17 protein-coding genes are annotated in these 18,855 nt (G+C 38.7%); 2 read left to right on the forward strand and 15 right to left on the reverse strand.

Translation table 11 applies throughout. From position 1 onward, the window contains the following. Positions 1-34 precede the first annotated feature (34 nt). On the reverse strand, positions 35-433 hold the full coding sequence (locus CHU_RS02315) for a hypothetical protein (protein ID WP_011583869.1): 399 nt from the start codon (positions 431-433) through the stop codon (positions 35-37). 60 nt (positions 434-493) lie between these two features. After that, entirely contained in the window at positions 494-1,228 is a 735-nt protein-coding gene (gene lipB / locus CHU_RS02320; protein WP_011583870.1) for a lipoyl(octanoyl) transferase LipB, read from the reverse strand. Between the two features lie 35 nt (positions 1,229-1,263). Here lipB and CHU_RS02325 point away from each other — a divergent pair, with 35 nt between their 5' ends. Beyond that, positions 1,264-1,605 carry a YraN family protein gene (locus tag CHU_RS02325; RefSeq protein WP_011583871.1) on the forward strand — a complete coding sequence of 114 codons (342 nt, stop codon included), beginning with the start codon at positions 1,264-1,266 and terminating at the stop codon, positions 1,603-1,605. Between the two features lie 71 nt (positions 1,606-1,676). Next, a complete protein-coding gene (locus CHU_RS02330) occupies positions 1,677-2,663 on the forward strand; it encodes a type I phosphomannose isomerase catalytic subunit (RefSeq protein ID WP_011583872.1) in 987 nt (328 codons plus the stop codon). 114 nt (positions 2,664-2,777) lie between these two features. On the opposite strand, the gene CHU_RS02335 is transcribed toward CHU_RS02330, so the two are convergent. From CHU_RS02335 to CHU_RS02405, 13 genes are all read right to left on the reverse strand, one after another. After that, a complete protein-coding gene (locus CHU_RS02335; protein WP_011583873.1) occupies positions 2,778-3,275 on the reverse strand; it encodes a pyridoxamine 5'-phosphate oxidase family protein in 498 nt (165 codons plus the stop codon). 195 nt (positions 3,276-3,470) lie between these two features. Then, positions 3,471-4,502: a sterol desaturase family protein gene (locus CHU_RS02340; protein ID WP_011583874.1), complete on the reverse strand. Its 1,032-nt coding sequence runs from the start codon at positions 4,500-4,502 to the stop codon at positions 3,471-3,473. 115 nt (positions 4,503-4,617) lie between these two features. Then, the gene (locus CHU_RS02345; RefSeq protein WP_011583875.1) at positions 4,618-5,805 is read right to left on the reverse strand and encodes a glycoside hydrolase family 3 protein; all 1,188 of its coding nucleotides are present in this window, start codon (positions 5,803-5,805) and stop codon (positions 4,618-4,620) included. Positions 5,806-5,827: 22 nt separating this feature from the next. Beyond that, positions 5,828-6,817: a hypothetical protein gene (locus CHU_RS02350; protein ID WP_143143956.1), complete on the reverse strand. Its 990-nt coding sequence runs from the start codon at positions 6,815-6,817 to the stop codon at positions 5,828-5,830. A gap of 79 nt (positions 6,818-6,896) precedes the next feature. Next, entirely contained in the window at positions 6,897-8,537 is a 1,641-nt protein-coding gene (gene pgi, locus CHU_RS02355; RefSeq protein ID WP_041932540.1) for a glucose-6-phosphate isomerase, read from the reverse strand. Between the two features lie 92 nt (positions 8,538-8,629). Continuing rightward, the gene (locus tag CHU_RS02360; protein ID WP_011583878.1) at positions 8,630-9,556 is read right to left on the reverse strand and encodes a toxin-antitoxin system YwqK family antitoxin; all 927 of its coding nucleotides are present in this window, start codon (positions 9,554-9,556) and stop codon (positions 8,630-8,632) included. A 940-nt stretch (positions 9,557-10,496) separates the two neighbouring features. Then, complete coding sequence (htpG, locus tag CHU_RS02375) at positions 10,497-12,311, reverse strand: molecular chaperone HtpG (RefSeq protein ID WP_011583882.1); 1,815 nt, start codon at positions 12,309-12,311, stop codon at positions 10,497-10,499. A gap of 243 nt (positions 12,312-12,554) precedes the next feature. Then, entirely contained in the window at positions 12,555-13,463 is a 909-nt protein-coding gene (locus CHU_RS02380; protein ID WP_011583883.1) for a T9SS type A sorting domain-containing protein, read from the reverse strand. 88 nt (positions 13,464-13,551) lie between these two features. Further along, complete coding sequence (locus CHU_RS02385; protein ID WP_011583884.1) at positions 13,552-14,388, reverse strand: T9SS type A sorting domain-containing protein; 837 nt, start codon at positions 14,386-14,388, stop codon at positions 13,552-13,554. A 56-nt stretch (positions 14,389-14,444) separates the two neighbouring features. Next, on the reverse strand, positions 14,445-15,281 hold the full coding sequence (locus tag CHU_RS02390; RefSeq protein WP_011583885.1) for a T9SS type A sorting domain-containing protein: 837 nt from the start codon (positions 15,279-15,281) through the stop codon (positions 14,445-14,447). A gap of 43 nt (positions 15,282-15,324) precedes the next feature. Further along, on the reverse strand, positions 15,325-16,176 hold the full coding sequence (locus tag CHU_RS02395) for a T9SS type A sorting domain-containing protein (RefSeq protein WP_011583886.1): 852 nt from the start codon (positions 16,174-16,176) through the stop codon (positions 15,325-15,327). 134 nt (positions 16,177-16,310) lie between these two features. Then, entirely contained in the window at positions 16,311-18,173 is a 1,863-nt protein-coding gene (locus CHU_RS02400) for an OmpA family protein (RefSeq protein WP_011583887.1), read from the reverse strand. Positions 18,174-18,371: 198 nt separating this feature from the next. Beyond that, complete coding sequence (locus tag CHU_RS02405; RefSeq protein ID WP_011583888.1) at positions 18,372-18,839, reverse strand: DUF4293 domain-containing protein; 468 nt, start codon at positions 18,837-18,839, stop codon at positions 18,372-18,374. Between the last annotated feature and the right edge of the window lie 16 nt (positions 18,840-18,855).

Raw genomic sequence — 18,855 nt, forward strand, 5'->3', positions numbered from 1 at the left:
TTTCAACAATACCGTAACACGGTATTAATATGAATTATCTGTGCAGTATGCCTTTAGTACCTAATTGCGGGATAGGAACTAAGTTTTGTTCAATTATTGTTTCAGGTACAAAAATGAATTTTTTGTCATAGATCTGCTTTCCAACAAAATAGCTGATCCAGTATTCATTGTTTAAATGAAAAACAGACGGATCAATCAATTCAATTTTGGCATATCCATTCGGACCTACATTTGGAATCGCATGGCGTAAGACAGATGTTTCCTGCGGGAAACCGTCTTTTTCACCATATCCCCTGGAGCGTACAAATACATTTTCGATTTCAAATTCGTTGCTGTTTACTACATAAACGTTCCAGGAGATACTGTCTGAAACTTCTTGAGCAATGGCAATATATACGCCTTCAACGGGTGGGAAAGGAATATCTTTTTTCATTAATGGTAATGTCTTTTATTTCGCAGAGCGGCTGCTGCCACGTGCGAACATCAAAGGAATTTATGTTGTATGTGTTGTGTTTTCAATATGCAGTTCAAACAGTGCGGTGAGGTGTTTTAATAAATAATCCTTTACCGCCTGCATGGATACAGTAGTATTTAATTCCTGTTCAATTGATGTTACTGCTTTATCATCAATACCACAAGGTACAATATTTTTAAAATAAGTTAAATCCGGCTGAACGTTTAATGCAAAGCCATGCATGGTTACCCAGCGGCTTGCTTTCACACCCATGGCACATATTTTTCGTGCTTTTAAAGGGTTGTCAGATTCTATCCAAACACCTGTAAGTCCATCGATACGGCCCGCCACAATATTAAAATCTGCCAGGGTTAAGATGATTGCTTCTTCAATATAACGCAGGTATTTATGAATATCTGTAAAGAAATTATCCAGATCAAAGATCGGGTAACCAACCAATTGGCCCGGACCATGGTAGGTGATATCACCGCCGCGGTTTATTTCATAATATGCTGCCTGAGCATGCTGCAATTGTGCTTCTGAGATCAGTAAATGTTCTCTTTTTCCGCTTTTGCCAAGCGTATATACATGCGGATGCTCGCAGAAAATCAGGAAATTACCCGGCGCAACCTGCTCATCTTCGGGCAAATCACGTAGGGCAAGTTTTTTTTCAATAGTGGAATTGAAAAGCTGTGTCTGATAATCCCAGGCCTGCTGGTAATCAATCAGGCCTAAATCTTCTACTAATACGCTTTTGTTTGTATTTTTATGCATCTACAGTCAATCAGTATACAAATATACATTTTTTTATGGAGCATATACAGAAGGGAATAGCCGGCGAGCAGAAGGCGTGTGCTTTCCTGGAACAGCAAGGATACAAAATCATTGAAAAAAATCTGCGGATCGGTAAAGGTGAAATCGATCTGATCGCCGTGCACAACAATTGCATGTGCTTTATAGAGGTTAAATACCGCAAGCATAACCGCTACGGGTTTCCGGAAGAGTTTGTAACACAAAAAAAATTATTGAAGATCCAGGAAACAGCGGAAGCCTATATTTACACGGTAAACTGGCAAGGGAGAATACGCTTTGATGTTGTTGCCATAACCGGAGAAGAGCTGCCGGTACATTTAATGGATGTAACACTTTAAAAAAGCAGCAAAGAGTTATATATTGTTTTGAATTGATTGAATCTATATCTTGCACCCTTATATGTAATTTTATGAGCAGCACATTATATCCCTTACGATTTAAAACAATTTTTAAAGATAAGATCTGGGGCGGATCTAAAATCAAAACCGTATTGGGAAAAGATTTTGCTCCGCTGCCAAACTGTGGTGAAACCTGGGAGTTGTCTGCTGTTGCCGAAGAACCATCTGTGATAGAGAACGGTGCGTTTGCAGGTATGGATCTGAATGCTTTGGTAAAAAAGCATGGCGCTGAATTATTGGGAAAGAAAAATTTTGAACGTTTCGGAACAGAGTTCCCATTGCTTATAAAATTTATTGATGCAAATGCAGACCTGAGTATTCAGGTACATCCGGATGATGCACTGGCAAAAGAACGGCATAAATGTTCCGGTAAAACAGAAATGTGGTACATACTAGCAGCCGATGAGGCAGCCCGTTTAAATGTAGGATTTAACAAAGCGGTTACTAAAGAAGAATATTTAGACTACCTGAATAAAGGAAAGATCACAGATATTCTGCATTATGAAAATGTAGATGCAGGTGATGTGTTTCATTTGCCGGCAGGCCGTATTCACTACATTGGTAAAGGTATACTGCTGGCTGAAATTCAGCAGACATCAGACATTACGTATCGCATCTATGATTTTGACCGCAAAGATGCAAAAGGAAATAAACGTGAACTGCATACCGATCTTGCCCTGGATGCAATTGATTTTAGTGTAAGCGATACCTATAAAACAAATTACACCTACGAAGAAAATATTCCGGTAACACTGGTTGATTGTCCGTATTTTACAACAGACCTGTTTGTTCTTACAGATGAAATCGAACTGGATTATTCGGAAACGGATATGTTCCGCATCTTTATGGTTGTGGAAGGAGATGTGATGATGACAACAGGTAATAATACTTCTGAACTCCTTACGTTTGGCGATGTCGTGTTAATCCCGGCATCTGTTAAAGAATTGTTATTTTCTCCGTTGGGAGCTGTAAAATTACTGGAAGTATATATTCAGTAAGCAAATAATATATAAAGATAGCCTTGTGAAAAGCCCATTATTAAAACAGCCCACGGTTTAAACCGTGGGCTGTTTTAATAATGGGCTTCGTGCCTCTCTTCTGTTATCTTGTATTTACAAACGGATTTTTCCGTGCGTACCCTCGTTGTATTCTTTACCGGTTACTATGGCTTTTACCATATTTAATGCAACAATCATTTTGCTTGCACTGCTGTCCCAGTATCTAGCTTCTGACGGCGTAACCTTGATCAGCATCATATCCGGATCTTCAAGACCTTCCGGAAACCATGCTTTCATAGCCGGGTTCCAGAGCTCCTTCATCTTTCCGTAATCATACGAGAGGTCAGCTGTGCCGTTGATCATTAAATAAATGTTTTTACTTTCGCTCATGATCGCCAATGAAATCTGGCTGTTCTGCTCAATCTCATCTACTTTCTGAGACGTTGTTTTCGTAAAGAACCACATGGTGCCATCTTCTTCAATTTTAGAAATACCCATAGGTCTACCGGCAAGAATATCTGTATATTTTTCAATGGTAATAAGCATGCAGCTTCGCACATCTTTTACAAGATCTACAAGTTTGCTTACGTCCTGGTTTTGTTCTTCTTTCATAGCTGTATTGGTTAGTTGGTTAACAATACAAATATGCATGTGCCTGAATCAATATATTTTACATGATTCGTATTAAATGTTGCAGAATGCCTTATATATAATCCATGGTTTCAATTATCCGAAGGAGGATCCGTGAGCAGGCAACAAAAAGCCCACATTTTTAAAACGTGGGCTTTTTGTTTTTTATCTTATGTATTAAGCGACTGCCTGTTGGGAAGCAGCTTTTTTAGCTTCTTCTTTTTGTCTTTTTATTTCTCTTTGTAATGCTTTTGCTGTTTGAGAGAAATCACCCGGCATCCAGCCCGGAGGGCCAAAGATGTACATAAATTTATGCCCCCAGTTTGGCGTGCTTTTCACATCGTTCCAGATGTCTCTGTATTCGTGACCTAAGATAATCAATGGATTATAGGAATGCGGTGGGTGTACTACACCGAATTTAATTTCAATGTTTTTGTCGTCAAGTACTTCGTGTGTACCGAATATTTTATCGAAAATATTCAGGTAACCACCATGGTTTTTATCCATGTATTCAATGTTCTGTGCATGGTGAACCTGATGTTGTTTGTGGGTATTCATGAATTTTTCGAAGAAACCTAAATACGGCATAAACTTGGTGTGTAATTGAAACTGCCACAAAGATTGAATAGAAAGGCAGATCATTACCATAACCGGGCTAAAGCCGATAGCAGGAAGCCATAACCAGAAAATTGGTTTATAGATCAATGTTACCCATCCGTTGCGGATACCAGAACCTAAGTTAAAGTTATCAGAAGAATGGTGTACAATGTGTGCAGCCCACAGACAACGGATCGTGTGGCTTAAACGATGATACCAGTAGTAATTGAAGTCATCACAAACCTGGCAGATCAGGAATATATACCAGGCCATTCCAAAGGAAGCCCAGCCGAAAATATTTACGCTGTTGGGTTCGAAGAAATTATATCCTTCGGCTGGATTAACGGGTGTATTGAATAATTTATATACGCCGATAAACATGGCGAAAGAAAGAATTTTAGCAAATACGGCAACAATAACAGAACCGGCTCCCATAGATACGCTGGCGCCGAAATCTTTCCACTGGTACAATTCCGGGTCATATTTTAAGCTAAGCACAATTTCAAGCCCAATAAGTAATACAAACGCTATAACCCCATAGGCTGCTATTGGATCATCGAATTTATAATCACCCTGAAGTTGGTGAATGGTGTCTACAATTGATTGAAACATGGTATTGGTGGATTTTAAATTTTATGCAAATTACTAAAATTGAGGTAAAATGTCCATGAAATTTTGAATTAACCTCGATTTTAACGGACCACAGGTTTGTCTTCAAACCGGCATATCAGTTAATTTCCTTGTTTTTTAAGGCTAAAATCCGCTCATACGCCTCATTGATCCGGCTTTCGGGTATGTCACCTGAAAGCACCAGTTTTTTTATGATAGCATGAATCTCGGAAGCTTTTATCCGGTCTGAAGCACTTACGTTGTTACCAAAAACCAATACATCAACACCTGCAAGAATGGATAGCTTAATGGCATTTTCCTGTCCGTAGTTTTTACTGATTGCATACATTTGCATGTCATCTGAAAAAACAACTCCGGTAAAGCCAAGCATATTTCTCAGCAGATCTGTAACCACGACTTTGGAAAGCGTGCCGGGAAGTTTTGACTGGTCCAGGTGTTCGTTAATAATGTGCGCGGTCATTACCGCATCGATGGTACCCGACTGGATCAATGTTTTATAAGGCATCAGTTCAATAATGTTCCATTGATTGGTTACATCAACAATTCCCAGGTGTGAATCAGACATAGAGCTGCCGTGGCCGGGAAAATGTTTTACAATTGTTTTTATACCTTGTGTATGATGCGCGTTAATGCTCGCTGCTGCCTGCTTTGAAACCAGATCCGGATCAGCAGAATAACTTCTGCCAACTTTTGCAATGATCGGATTATTGGGATTTGTAGCCAGGTCCAGACATGGCGCGTAGTTTAAATTGAAGCCCAGTTCTTTTAATTCTTTCGCAAGATTGGTGGTATAATACGTTGTTGAATCAAGATTATTCAGATTGCCCAGATAACCGGCAGAAGGCATGGGTACAAATCCGTATTTTTCCTTTAAGCGATGTACTTTGCCGCCTTCTTCATCAATGCTCATGAATAAAGGTGTTGAAGCACTTGCCTGCAGATCTGAAATCAGCTTTTTTAATGTTGCGGCAGAGTTGGCTGCGGCAATATTTTTTTCAAACATAATAATGCCGCCAACTTTCCCTGATTTAATTTCAATCAGAACAGAATCAGTGGCTGCAATACTTTTACGATCGTTGATACCGATCATGATCATTTGACCGATCTTTTCATCCAGTGATACATTTTCATACACCGGACGTTTTGGTTTTACTACCGGGGATTCTTCTGCCACCTGTTCAACAGATTTTGTAACGGGTTGTTGACTGCTCACCGTTGCCGGTTTTTTACAGGCAATAAATAACAGGGAAGAGGATAGGAGTAATGATGTGAAAATGAATTTCATTAGATACTATTTTAGATAACGCTTATTCGTGATTTGAAAAAGCAAACGTTCTGGAAGTTTTAATAATTGTATCGCCTTTGCTATAGCTGAAAGCAGCGGCGTGCCATTTAAACAGGATTACGGTAGAGTCCTTTTTTTTATACGGAACTCCTTCTTTGTCCTCAATATTGTCAACGTCTTCTTCCGCTTCAATGATATTCAGAATACATGATTTTTTTCCCAGAGAATCTGCCGGGAAAATCAAATAGCTGCTTTCATAAAAAACATCTGCGTCCGCAACAGAATAGGTTGGAGGTGCAGCAAGTAATTTTTTATCATTCCAGAACAGAATGTTATTAATATGCGGATAACCGCAGGCATCGTAACCGGCGCCTATATAAAACGCTTCTGTTACTCCTTCCAGACCGGTATTTTGTTTCAATTCTTCATAGTGTAAATAATAGGTAAAGCTATGCGGTGCTTCGTCCTCTTTGGGAATGTCTAAATCAATAACGGCATTGCCTAAGATACCGCCTTGGGGATTTAATAGCTGAACATTTCCGGTAAAAATATCTTTTATAAGATTGTAGCCCAGTGTTAGCGTCACAAGTTTGTTACTTTTTAGCGTATCAACTCTGGAGGCAATGTAAGATTGGGATGTATAGCCGTGAACAATATCCGGACCCATTTTATAAGCAATTCTGTAAACGGGTTCATTCCAGTTGTTTTTTGATGTTGTGCCGGAGTATTTTTCAATGGTGATATATTCTCCAGTTGCAAGAACAACACCTGTATTGATTTGTAATAAAGAATCCGAAAAAATTGTTGTCGGGTTTGTTACCAATGTTACAGAACCTTCTTTATTGATTACTTCTGAATACGTGTAATAATCCACCGTATTGTCTGCTTGACTGTTATTTACTGAATCTGCGGGTGCTGCGTGTACAGAATCTGTTGTATTATCACTCCTTTTTTTTTCGGAGCAGCACGGTAATAAGATTGCAATTGAAAAATAAAAAAGAATTTGTTTCATATATGCCATCTTTAAAAATTACAGGAGTCATTTAAATTATGTACCGGTTCAATCACGAACCGGCACATGCTGTATGTTATTATTTATTCGCTTTGTAGAAGTTGATCAGCCCGTTTGTAGAGCTGTCGTGGCTTGTTACCGCTGCGTTATCTTTTAATTCAGGCAGAATCGCATTTGCCAGCTGCTTACCTAATTCAACACCCCACTGATCAAATGCATTGATTTGCCATACCACACTTTGTGTATAGATCTTGTGTTCGTACATGGCGATTAATGATCCTAATGTAAATGGTGTTAATTTTTTAAAGAAGATGGAATTGGTTGGTCTGTTGCCTTCAAATACTTTGTGGTTTACCAGGGCAGCAACATCTTCAGCAGAAAGTCCTGCTTTTTCCAATTCAGCTTTTGCTTCCGCAGCTGTTTTACCTTTCATTAAGGCTTCCGTTTGTGCAAAAAAGTTTGCCAGTAATTTCGGGTGGTGATCACCAATCGGATTCTGACTGATAACAGGCGCTAAGAAATCACACGGTATCAATTTTGTTCCCTGGTGAATTAATTGGTAGAAGGCATGCTGACCGTTCGTCCCTGGTTCACCCCAGATGATCGGGCCGGTAGAGTAGGTAACAGCAGTTCCGTCTTTGGTTACACGTTTACCATTGCTTTCCATGTCTCCCTGCTGGAAGTACGCAGCAAAACGATGCATGTACTGATCGTACGGAAGAATTGCATGTGATTCTGCTTTATAGAAATTGTTGTACCAGATACCGATCAAGGCAAGAAGCACCGGAATATTTTTAGCGAAAGGCGTTTCTTTGAAATGCTTGTCCATTGCATGTGCACCGCTCAGCAATTCAATGTAGTTGTCGTATCCGATGTATAGCGCAATAGATAAACCAATGGCAGACCAAAGGGAGTAACGGCCGCCAACCCAGTCCCAGAATTCGAACATGTTTTCTGTATCAATGCCGAAAGCGGCTACAGATTTCGCGTTTGTAGAAAGGGCAACAAAATGTTTGGCAACGGCTGCTTCGTCTTTTGCTGTTTGCAGGAACCATGCTTTTGCAGATTCAGCATTGGTAATGGTTTCCTGTGTGGTAAATGTTTTGGAAGCAATGATGAATAATGTTGTTTCCGGATTTAATTTTTTTGTTGTTTCAACAATGTGCGTACCATCAACGTTTGAAACGAAGTGCACATGGAGTGTTGGTGAACCATAAGGTTTTAATGCTTCGGTAACCATTACCGGGCCAAGATCAGAACCGCCGATACCGATGTTCACGATGTCTGTAATGGATTTGCCTGTATAGCCTTTCCATGCACCGCTGCGAACTTTTTCGCAGAAACCTTTCATTTTTTCTAATACAGCATTTACTTCCGGCATCACATCTTTGCCATCGGAAAGGATTGGCGTATTAGAGCGATTGCGTAAGGCAACGTGCAGTACCGAACGTTTTTCTGTATTATTTATTTTTTTTCCAGCGAACATATCTTCTATTGCCTGCTTCAATCCGGCTTCTTCTGCCAGCGCAATCAATAACGAAATGGTTTCATCTGTAATCCTATTCTTTGAGTAATCGACTAATATATCATTGAATTGAACGGAGTATTTAGAAAATCTGTCCTTGTCTGCTGCAAACAGGTCGCGCATCTGCAAATTTGAACTTTTAGAATAATGCTCGTTTAGCTTCTTCCAGGAAGTGAAATCTGATGTATTCGTCATGTGGGGTTCGTGTATTTTTATACGTTCGTTTTCTTGCCAAATATACAAAAAAAGCGTTTCCATTATTATTGGAAACGCTTTTTAGGGTTAAACTATCGTTTTTTCTTTAAACGCTTTTTAATCGGATCTTCTTCATCCTGCTTTTTAGAACCTTCCGGAATGGGTTGTCCGTCGATAATGATCAGCTTTCCTTTGTCGTTCCATTCCTTTGCTATAATCGGTTCTGCTGCCACGTCCGGATCATCAGTATATTTTGTTTCCCGTTTTCGGTTAGGCGAATCCGGGAAATATTCAACCCAGGTACCAACCTTTACGCCGTTCTCGTAGGTTCCTTTCATTAAAACAATGCCTTTTTCGGTAAAAAAGTAATAATCACCCTGGAGTTTGCCATATTCATAGGGCATTACTTCTTTTAATTTGGTATGGCCGCCATCGTAATAGGCGATTTTAGCTTCTTTGGGCCAGCCTTTATAGTATTTGGTTTTGGCCTGAAGAATGAAGTTTTTATCATATGTTTCCCAGCGGGCGTGCTTGGTGCCAATGTAATAAGCACCTGTTTCAACTAAGTTGCCATTCACTTCCCGGGTATACGGGCCATGCAGTATTCTATACTGAGGCTGCTTATCGGCTTCAATTTTTGTAACCTTTACAATTTTATTTTTTGTAATATCCCATACATACACATCCAGAATATACGGGTTCGGGTCCTTCCATACTTTTAAGTAATAGAACTTTTCAAGCGTAACGTTTCCGCTGGCTCCTGAAATGGTACGGATAAATCCTTTTTTACACTTTAAATCGTAAAAAACCTTTTTCTTCTTTTTGGGAGCTTTCTTTTTTCTTTTGTTTGAAGGGATGGTGTCCGGGCGGAACATCAGTTCAGGTACCGTATCTGTCTCCATAACATAATACTTCGGCTTCTTTCCCGAAGGTAACAGCGTATCTGTTTGAGCAACAGAAAAAAGCGGCAGAATGAATATGCCTAAAAGGAATATGCGTACGTTAAAAAACTGTTTCATCAGATACAAAACTACTAAAAGTATCAATTATTGTGTAAAGAGTGAGCGGATATTCTACCCGTTGATTTATCTACTGCCGCGTTTCATTACCGTTACATTTATGTGGCGGATTACAAAACAAAGAAATTCCAGTAATTATAAGGGCTTTTACTATGAACTTTTTTCATTTTCGGCGGCAAAACCCAAACGGTTCGCCGCCGCGAAAGCGGAGTCTTTCATTATCCGTTGGCTAAAGCCAAACGGTAATGAAGCGGAGTCTTACGTTGTTTTAATTCCGACTGAAATTAAAACAACGTATCATAATTATTGTTTAATAGATTGATTTATCTACTGCCGCGTTTCATTTGTGTGTCAGATTACAAAACAAAGAAATTCCAGTAATTATAAGGGCTTTTACTATGAACTTTTTTCATTTTCGGTGGCAAAACCCAAACGGTTTGCCGCGGCGAAAGCGGAGTCTTCCATTATCCGTTGGCTAAAGCCAAACGGTAATGAAGCGGAGTCTTACGTTGTTTTAATTCCGACTGAAATTAAAACAACGTATCATAATTATATGTTTAATAGATTGATTTATCTACTGCCGCGTTTCATTACCGTTACATTATGTGGCGGATTACAAAACAAAGAAATTCCAGTAATTATAAGGGCTTTTACTATGAACTTTTTTCATTTTCGGCGGCAAAACCCAAACGGTTTGCCGCGGCGAAAGCGGAGTCTTCCATTATCCGTTGGCTAAAGCCAAACGGTAATGAAGCGGAGTCTTACGTTGTTTTAATTCCGACTGAAATTAAAACAACGTATCATAATTATATGTTTAATAGATAGATTTATCTACTGCCGCGTTTCATTACCGTTACATTATGTGGCGGATTACAAAACAATAAAGCCCGGAAGGTATCACCATCCGGGCTTTATACGTATAAATTAAATGATCTCTGATTTATTTCACCAGTGCATTCATGTTCCGCTCAATAAAGGCGCTTAGTTCAGCACCTTGTAATAAACCTTGTGAAAGTAAACCCAATTGGTAGGTTTGTTTGATCAGTTGCTCGCCTTCTGCTTCAGGAGCCGCGATGGCTTTTGCTATGAGCGGGTGGTTTGTATTCACTACAACTTCGTGTGTTAATTCAAAACCGCCAAACATACTTTGTCCGGATGTAGCTGCCATGTCTTTCATTCGGCGCATGAATTCTGAGATAACAATGGTTACAGGCATATCGTCGGTAGCCAGATGTTCAAGTTTGATAATTACCTTCCCATTATTCACTACTTTTTTGAACAGTTCTTCCGCCTGCGTTTCCTGCTCTTTTGTTAAGAGACTCAATTTCGGCTCGTCTTTTTCAATCAGTTTATCAACGCTTTCAGAATCAATACGCTTGAATTGTACTTTTTCTAATTTACTCTCCAGCTGACCAAGGAAGTGCGAGTCAATAACCGAATCCAGCAACAATACGTCATATTGCTTTTTCTTCGCCGCCTGAATGAAAATGTCCTGCGCTACAGCATTGTTACTGTATAAATACACAAGCTTATCATTTTTATCCGTTTGTATGGGTTTAATTTTCTGTTCGTATTCTTCAATAGTAGACAATGCATTGTCGGTGTTTTTCAGTAAACAGAAATTTTTAGCCTTATCATAAAATTTCTCTTCACTGATCATGCCGTATTTTACAAACATGCCGATATCATCCCATTTTGCCTCAAAGCCCGCACGGTCATTATTAAACAGTTCGTTCAGTTTATCCGCTACTTTTTTAGTAATGTGGCTATTAATTTTTTTAACATTGCCATCCGCCTGCAGGAAGCTTCGCGACACGTTTAACGGAATATCCGGAGAATCAATAACGCCATGCAGCAACATTAAAAACTCGGGTACAATATCTTTTACTTCATCGGTAATAAATACCTGGCGGGAGTATAACTGAATTTTATTGCGTTGGAATTCAAAGTCTTTTTTCAGTTTAGGGAAGTACAATACACCTGTTAAACTGAATGGATAATCCACGTTCAGATGAATCCAGAACAATGGGTCTTCAGACATCGGATATAATTCTTTATAGAAAGCAATATAATCTTCGTCTTTTAATTCGCTTGGCTGTTTGGTCCAGAGCGGAGAAGGGTTATTAATGATTTCACCTTCAAATTCAATTTCAACAGGAAGAAAGCGGCAGTATTTATCAAGGATAGAATGAATTCTGCTTGTTTCTAAAAATTCAAGTGAATCTTCTGCGATGTGCAGCGTAATTTCAGAACCACGTTCCGCTTTATCAGAAAGTTTAATTTCAAACTCCGTTGAACCGTCGCAGATCCAATGTGCAGCTTTAGAATTTGGCTGGTAGGAAAGGGTATTGATTTCAACATTAGAAGAAACCATAAAGGCCGAATAGAAACCCAAACCAAAATGGCCAATGATCTGATTGGTATCTGTTTTATCTTTGTATTTTTCTATAAATTCTGTAGCACCGGAAAACGCAATCTGATTGATGTATTTTTTAATTTCTTCCGCCGTCATACCGATACCACGATCGGTAATGGTGATCGTGCCTGCTTCTTTATTTACACTGACAGTAACTTTTGTGTCGCCAAGTTCGCCCGGATATTCGCCAAGAGCAGCCAAACGCTTCAGTTTTTGCGTAGCATCCACTGCATTAGATACTAATTCGCGTAAAAATATCTCATGGTCAGAGTAAAGGAATTTTTTAATGATAGGGAAAATGTTCTCGGTGTGAATGGAGATATTACCTTTTTCTTGCATAGATGTTTAAGTTTTAATGATATGGATATGGGATTCAAAGATTGTTCCACAGGTGAAAAAGTGACAACATGACAGGGAGAGTTGCCGGTTGCCAGACACGAGTTAACAGACTGAAGCAATTGCTCAAATAGGAGTTTTTAAAAAATAACGGAAGTTGAGTAAATAAAAAACGACTATTGGTTTAAGTAAATAGTCGTTTTTTATCTGGTAACCAGCAACTGGAATCTGGTAAACTAATTTACCTTATTCGATCACCACTTTTTTACTGAAGTAGTTGCCCTTGTAGTTGTAGGTAACAATATATAATCCGCTGTTAAGCGTTTCTGCATGCAGTGTTTTTGTGCTTGCAGCTTCCTGAATGTTGTTCGCACCAACCATATCCACTACATGTATATCAGATACATGTTCAGAGAAGCTGATGGTTTTATTTGAAGCAAACACATGGATGGGAGACACTGGTGTGTAACTTGTCGCAGCAGTAGCATCATATTCAAATACAAGATTGTCAATAAATGCTACGGTGTTTTCATCAATTGATCCGTCATTTAAATTACCTACTGTAATTAACATACTTAAATACACGGCATTATTCGGGTCTGTCGGATCGTAGACTAAGTCAATCTCAAATTTTTCATACATCGGTTGATTTTCGGAAGCAGTGAATACCCCGTAAAATAAAGGATCTTCTGAGGTGAAATTTGAACCGAATACCTTAATCTGCAATTCATCACCAACCGCACCCGCTGTGCATTTATAGTAACCCGTTAGTTTTGAAGGACGGCCGGTAAAAGGAATACCGAATGAAGCAACCGATCCTTCTTCTTCAAAATACGCTGCTTCCCCAAGCGTTACAAAATTGTAATAGGCTTTATCATCAAAGTATTGAGGACCAAGTTTCAGTGCGTAGCTGCCCGATTGCTTATCTGTTGTTTTGTACGTAAACGGTAATGCCGGACACTCAATAGCATCTGTTTCATTTTTTGCGTTCAGATAAAAAAAAGCCTGCCCAGTTAAGAAATTGTCCAATGAATCCAGTGCTGAACAATATTCCGAAGATGACCAGTTTTCAAAATCACCGTTTGCAATCTGAGTTTGAGAAAAAGAGCTTAATGAAAGTGCTGACAGAGAAAGATAACATATAATTTTTTTCATGGAGGTAAATTAAATGGCAGGATAAAAAAAAGGATTAATAAGTATAAACTTATTAATCCTTTTCATTTGATATATTATATAGCGAGGATTACTCGATTACTACTTTTTTGCTGAAGTAGTTGCCATTGTAGTTGTATGTAACAATATATAAACCGCTGTTTAGTGAGTTAGCGCTTACCGTTTTTGTACTCGCAGCTTCCTGTATTTTGTTTGCACCAAGCATATCAACAACATGTACATCAGAAACATTTTCAGAGAAGTTGATTACATTGTTTGCAGCAAAAACGTTGATTGGAGATTTTGCAGCGTAGTTAACTGCTGATGTTGCAGTATATTCGAATGACAATGCATCAATCAAAGCAGTTGTACTAGCTGTTGCATACCCATTTGTTGTATTTCCTATTGTAAAACCAATTACTACGTACGTTGGTTCTGACGTATTGTCTGTATAATCCAAGGTGATTTCAAATTTTGTGTAATCACCTTGTGATGCGGATAAGGTAACTTCACCATACGCAACTTCATCATCATTTTCATCGCCAATGCCTACAAAGATACCTAAGGTATCCGTTCCGCCTTTTGTGAACATTGTATATCCAACAAGTTTTGTAGGGCGTCCTGTGAAATCAGATTGTAAAAAAACACCATTTCCAAGTGATGCTCCTAAAAACACCTGAGGTTTAAGTTGTAATGCGTACGTGCCGGAATATTTATTGGTTGCTTTAGTGATTCCGGTAGATGAAGGACAAAAACCGTTTTCTTCGTTAAATAAATCTGCAGCGCTTATGTAGCCAGATGGTATTTCAGTACCCTCACAAGAAGCATCTTCCCAGTTTTCAAAGCCACCATTTGGAACTGCAGGTGTTTGTGCAAAAGACAATAAAGACGTTGCTGCAAGAGCTGCTGAAAGTAAAATTTTTTTCATATCTATATTAATTTTATGTTCTTATTTTATTAAAATCAAGTTTAGCAATTAACCAATTACTCGATCACTACTTTTTTGCTGAAGTAGTTGCCGTTGTAGTTGTACGTCACAATGTATAGACCACTTGTTAAAGAAGACGTATTCATTGTTTTTGTACTTGAAGCCTCCTGTATTTTGCTGGCGCCAACCATATCAACAACATGTACATCAGAAACATTTTCAGAGAAGTTGATTGTGTTGTTTGCAGCAAAAACGTTGATTGGAGATTTTGCAGCGTAGTTAACTGTTGATGTTGGACTGTATTCGAATGACAATGCATCAATTAATGCAACGGTAGAGGATGATGCAAAGCCTGTTTTCGCACCTGTTCCAATAACCAGGACTAATGTATTCACGTCTGAAGTATTTTCAGCATCGTATTCCAGTGTGATCTCAAATTTAGTATAAGCACCTTGTGTTGCAGAAAGAGTTAATTCTCCATAAGCTACTGGATTTTCATTTTCAATATCTCCAACAGCCACCATGATGCCTAACGTATCCGTTCCGCCTTTAGTGAATTTTGTATAGCCAACAAGCTTTGTAGGACGGCCAGTAAAATCAGATGATAAGAAAACACTGTTCCCAATATTTATACCGCTTTGGGTTGCTGAAGTTAATTGCAATGCATATGTGCCTGAATACTTAGTGGTTGATTTAGAAATGCCTGTAGTTGTTGGGCATACTCCATTATCTTCAAAAAACATGTCGGCAGTAGTTACATACTCATCTGGTGTTTCGCCATCACAAAGTGCTTCGGACCAGTTTTCAAAACCACCATTTGGGACCGCAGGTGTTTGTGCAAAAGAAAATAAAGAAGTTGCTACAAGAGCTGATGTAAGTAAAATTTTTTTCATATCTATATTAATTTTATATTTTATTAAAAAGCAAGTTTAACAGTTATTCAATTACTACTTTTTTGCTGAAGTAGTTGCCGTTGTAGTTGTACGTCACAATGTATAAACCGCTTATTAAAGAAGCCGTGTTCATTGTTTTTGTGCTTGCAGCTTCCTGTATTTTGCTTGCACCAAGCATATCTGTAACATGAACGTCAGAAACATTTTCAGAGAAGTTGATGCTATTGTTTGCAGCAAAAACGTTGATTGGAGACTTTGAAGAATAGTTAACGGTAGAAGTTGCTGTTCCATATTCAAAAGATAACGCATCAATCAAAGCAATACTGCTGGCAGAAGCTTTATCAGAGGCATTTCCAAGGTTGATAAAAATAATTAATGAAGATACATCATTAGTATTTGATGTACCATACTCCAACGTGATTTCGAATTTTGTATATCCGGATTGTGTCGTTGAAATATTTACTTCATTATATGCCACTTCATTACCATTAGCATCGTCTAATTCTACACCAATGTTTAGTACATCGGTACCACCTTTAGTAAATTTTGTATAACCAACCAGTTTTGTCGGGCGACCATTAAAACTAACACCATAATCATCAACAGATGAAGATAAATATATTGAATTTGAAGAGGAACCTTGAAATCCGAATGCGGTCAGTTTTAACGCATAGGTACCAGAATATTTGTCCGTGGATTTCGTTACACCGGCATCGCTAGGGCAACTATTAAAAAAGGAATTGTATAATTCAGCAGCTGTAAAATAGTCGTCGGGTTTTTCACCGCAAGGACTTGTTGTCCAGGTTTCAAAACCACCATTTGGAACTGCAGGGGTTTGTGCAAAAGAAAATAAAGACGTTGCTGCAAGAGTTACTGTAAGTAAAATTTTTTTCATAGGTAATGAGTTATGGGGAAATAATAATTTGAAGAGCTTAAATTAGAATATCTAATCGATTTTTAAAAATAATGTTGATAAAACTAAATATAATTTCAAATTATGAATTAAAAAAATACAACAAATAGAATAATTTATAGAATTTTTATTTCAGTTCTGCGATTTTGTTGCCTGCCGGTATCTGTTGTATTCGGAGCTACAGGTTGAGAGGAGCCGTAACCTTTGGCAACTAATCTGCCTGCGCTTATGCCATTAGCAGTTAAAAAAGTTACGACGTTTTTAGCGCGTTCTTCAGATAATTTCTGATTTAATGTTTCATCGCCGATATTATCCGTATGGCCGGCAATTTCAATACGCAAGGTTGGATTGTTTTTTAGCAGGTCAACCAGTTTTAAGAGTTCAGCCGTTGATTCTAAGCGTATGGTTGCTTTGCCGGAATCAAAGAAAATATTTCTCAAAATAATTTTACCGGAGGTTTTAATTGTTACCAATGTAATATCCTGTTTATATTCTTTAAAACCATTGGTATTATTGAGTGTCATATTTTCGGAATAAAATAAATGGCCCTCTTTTTCAATAGCAATCCCATAGTTTTTACCCGCTGGCAGCGAAAGCAGGTATTCACCTGTTTCACTATTTGACCTATATCTGGCAACAATTTCCTTTGTTGCATTATCTGTAATGGTGATGGAAGCTTCCGTTGGTTTTCCTGTCTGGTCGTCAAGTATTTTGCCTTTTAACAACGCAAGCTCCGGTTCATTTTCTGCTGCAGGCATACGGATCGAATAAATATCCTGCTTCCCGAAACCGCCTTCTTTATTGGAAGAATAATAACCGATTTTTCCATCTGCAGATAATACAAAATACACGTCGTCGCCCGCCGTGTTAACAGGCGAGCCCATATTTTCCGGTGTTGACCATACACCGTTGGCTAACTTTGTTGTTTTAAACACGTCATAACCACCCATGGTAGAATGGCCTTTGGAACTGAAGTAAAGTGTTTTTCCATCCGGGTGCATATACGGAGCGTCTTCGTCAAACGGGGTATTGATGGTGAGTTTCACAGGTTTGCTCCAATTACCGCCAACGGTTCTGCTGCACATATAAATATCTCTGTTTGAATAGGCATTTGTTGCACGGACAAAAAAGAGGGTACGCTCATCGGGTGAGAGACACGCTGAAGTTTCAAAAAACTCTGTATTCATGGGCAAAGGCGAAGCGGCGCTCCATTTTTTTCCTTTTAATTCAGATTGAAAAATATCTCCGCCATTCACGCCCCGGTAAATAAACATGGTTTGCCCGCCTTCTGAAATACCCACACAGGCATCGTGTACATCTGTATTTAAAGGCGCTCCTATATTTATTGCCTGGTTCCAGGCGCCCCCAACATTGCTGCACATATAAATATCTTCATAAGGAAGCCCGTCGGCTTCAAGCTTGCCGCCGGTACTGCCGCCTCTGCGGGAAGTAAAATACAGCTTAGAAAGATCTGCTGTAATGTTGGGAAGATAATCCATACCCTGCGAGTTTACCAATGCGCCGGCATTGGTAATTTTTATGTTTTTAGGATTGCTTGTATAACGTTTGCCATTCATACATTCACCTTCCAGACGTGAAATGTTTTTAGAATTCAGTTTTCCTGGATCAGATTTTTTGTAATAATAGATAGCCGAATCCCAGCGGTGATTCTGATGTAATGCTTGCGCATACACAAAATACATTTCATTAGTTGGGTTAGGAGATTTACGAACCGCAACACCCGCATAGTCCAGCGCTTTTTGCTTGGGAGAAGTGAGCAGGTAACACTGAGCAAGCATGAAGTTTACATATGGATGTTCTTTATTTTGCTGCCAGGCTAATTCATAATTGACAAACGCGTCTGAATAATTTTTTGCTTGAAAAGCGGCGTCACCTTTTTTGATCAGTTTATCATCCTGACCGAAAACTGAGCAGATAAACAGAAAAAAAGAAAGAAGAATAAATAGAATACGGTTCATTGGTTTAACGGTTGGTTGAGGCAATGATGTATACTATATTAACGAATCTATAGATAAAAACGATGCCTTTTTGAAAAAAGCTTAATGTGTAAAGCCTAAGGCTTGAAGCAAAAAATCCTCTCATATAATGAGAGGATTTTTAAATTTACTGTAAAAAAGCTTTAGGCCTTCAGCATTAAGCCTTTTGCATCATGCATATTAGCGTATCCTGTCTACCGACTTAACCAGTTCTTCGTCTTTCTGAATGCGCTTGCCTGCAATAAAACACAGGATCAGGGCTGCAAGAGGGAGGTAAAAAGCCAGACCGAATTTTTCCGTGAATTCGGCTGTGCCGATTAATATTTTTGCTTCGCGTATGTACCAGAAATATAGGCCTTCGATCAGACAGATCAGGATGGTATTCATCATGTTTAAGCGCATCTGAAGCAGTCTGTTATTGTATTTGAAAATGATAAAAAACGTAAGAAAGATGCTTAGTGCAACCAGCGCTGCTATGAAAATAATATTTTTGTCCGTAGAAATGGTTTCATGACTAATGGTTAGTGCAAAGGAGTTTACCTCATAAGAAGTATTGTCAGAAACAGCATTCCAGGCGGGTGTAAACAGGCAGCCGATCAGCACAGCAGCACAAATAAGTAAGAGTAGCGATTGAATTCTTTGTATCATACGGGCTTTCAATTAA

It is taken from the genome of Cytophaga hutchinsonii ATCC 33406 (assembly GCF_000014145.1).
GTDB classification, from domain to species: Bacteria; Bacteroidota; Bacteroidia; order Cytophagales; family Cytophagaceae; genus Cytophaga; species Cytophaga hutchinsonii.

Excerpts from the sequence above, each read along its gene's own strand:
- CHU_RS02315 (WP_011583869.1), bottom strand. The coding sequence starts at position 433 with ATGAAAAAAGATATTCCTTTCCCACCCGTTGAAGGCGTATATATTGCC.
- lipB (WP_011583870.1), bottom strand. The coding sequence starts at position 1,228 with ATGCATAAAAATACAAACAAAAGCGTATTAGTAGAAGATTTAGGCCTG.
- CHU_RS02325 (WP_011583871.1), top strand. The coding sequence starts at position 1,264 with ATGGAGCATATACAGAAGGGAATAGCCGGCGAGCAGAAGGCGTGTGCT.
- CHU_RS02330 (WP_011583872.1), top strand. The coding sequence starts at position 1,677 with ATGAGCAGCACATTATATCCCTTACGATTTAAAACAATTTTTAAAGAT.
- CHU_RS02335 (WP_011583873.1), bottom strand. The coding sequence starts at position 3,275 with ATGAAAGAAGAACAAAACCAGGACGTAAGCAAACTTGTAGATCTTGTA.
- CHU_RS02340 (WP_011583874.1), bottom strand. The coding sequence starts at position 4,502 with ATGTTTCAATCAATTGTAGACACCATTCACCAACTTCAGGGTGATTAT.
- CHU_RS02345 (WP_011583875.1), bottom strand. The coding sequence starts at position 5,805 with ATGAAATTCATTTTCACATCATTACTCCTATCCTCTTCCCTGTTATTT.
- CHU_RS02350 (WP_143143956.1), bottom strand. The coding sequence starts at position 6,817 with ATGAAACAAATTCTTTTTTATTTTTCAATTGCAATCTTATTACCGTGC.
- pgi (WP_041932540.1), bottom strand. The coding sequence starts at position 8,537 with ATGACGAATACATCAGATTTCACTTCCTGGAAGAAGCTAAACGAGCAT.
- CHU_RS02360 (WP_011583878.1), bottom strand. The coding sequence starts at position 9,556 with ATGAAACAGTTTTTTAACGTACGCATATTCCTTTTAGGCATATTCATT.
- htpG (WP_011583882.1), bottom strand. The coding sequence starts at position 12,311 with ATGCAAGAAAAAGGTAATATCTCCATTCACACCGAGAACATTTTCCCT.
- CHU_RS02380 (WP_011583883.1), bottom strand. The coding sequence starts at position 13,463 with ATGAAAAAAATTATATGTTATCTTTCTCTGTCAGCACTTTCATTAAGC.
- CHU_RS02385 (WP_011583884.1), bottom strand. The coding sequence starts at position 14,388 with ATGAAAAAAATTTTACTTTCAGCAGCTCTTGCAGCAACGTCTTTATTG.
- CHU_RS02390 (WP_011583885.1), bottom strand. The coding sequence starts at position 15,281 with ATGAAAAAAATTTTACTTACATCAGCTCTTGTAGCAACTTCTTTATTT.
- CHU_RS02395 (WP_011583886.1), bottom strand. The coding sequence starts at position 16,176 with ATGAAAAAAATTTTACTTACAGTAACTCTTGCAGCAACGTCTTTATTT.
- CHU_RS02400 (WP_011583887.1), bottom strand. The coding sequence starts at position 18,173 with ATGAACCGTATTCTATTTATTCTTCTTTCTTTTTTTCTGTTTATCTGC.
- CHU_RS02405 (WP_011583888.1), bottom strand. The coding sequence starts at position 18,839 with ATGATACAAAGAATTCAATCGCTACTCTTACTTATTTGTGCTGCTGTG.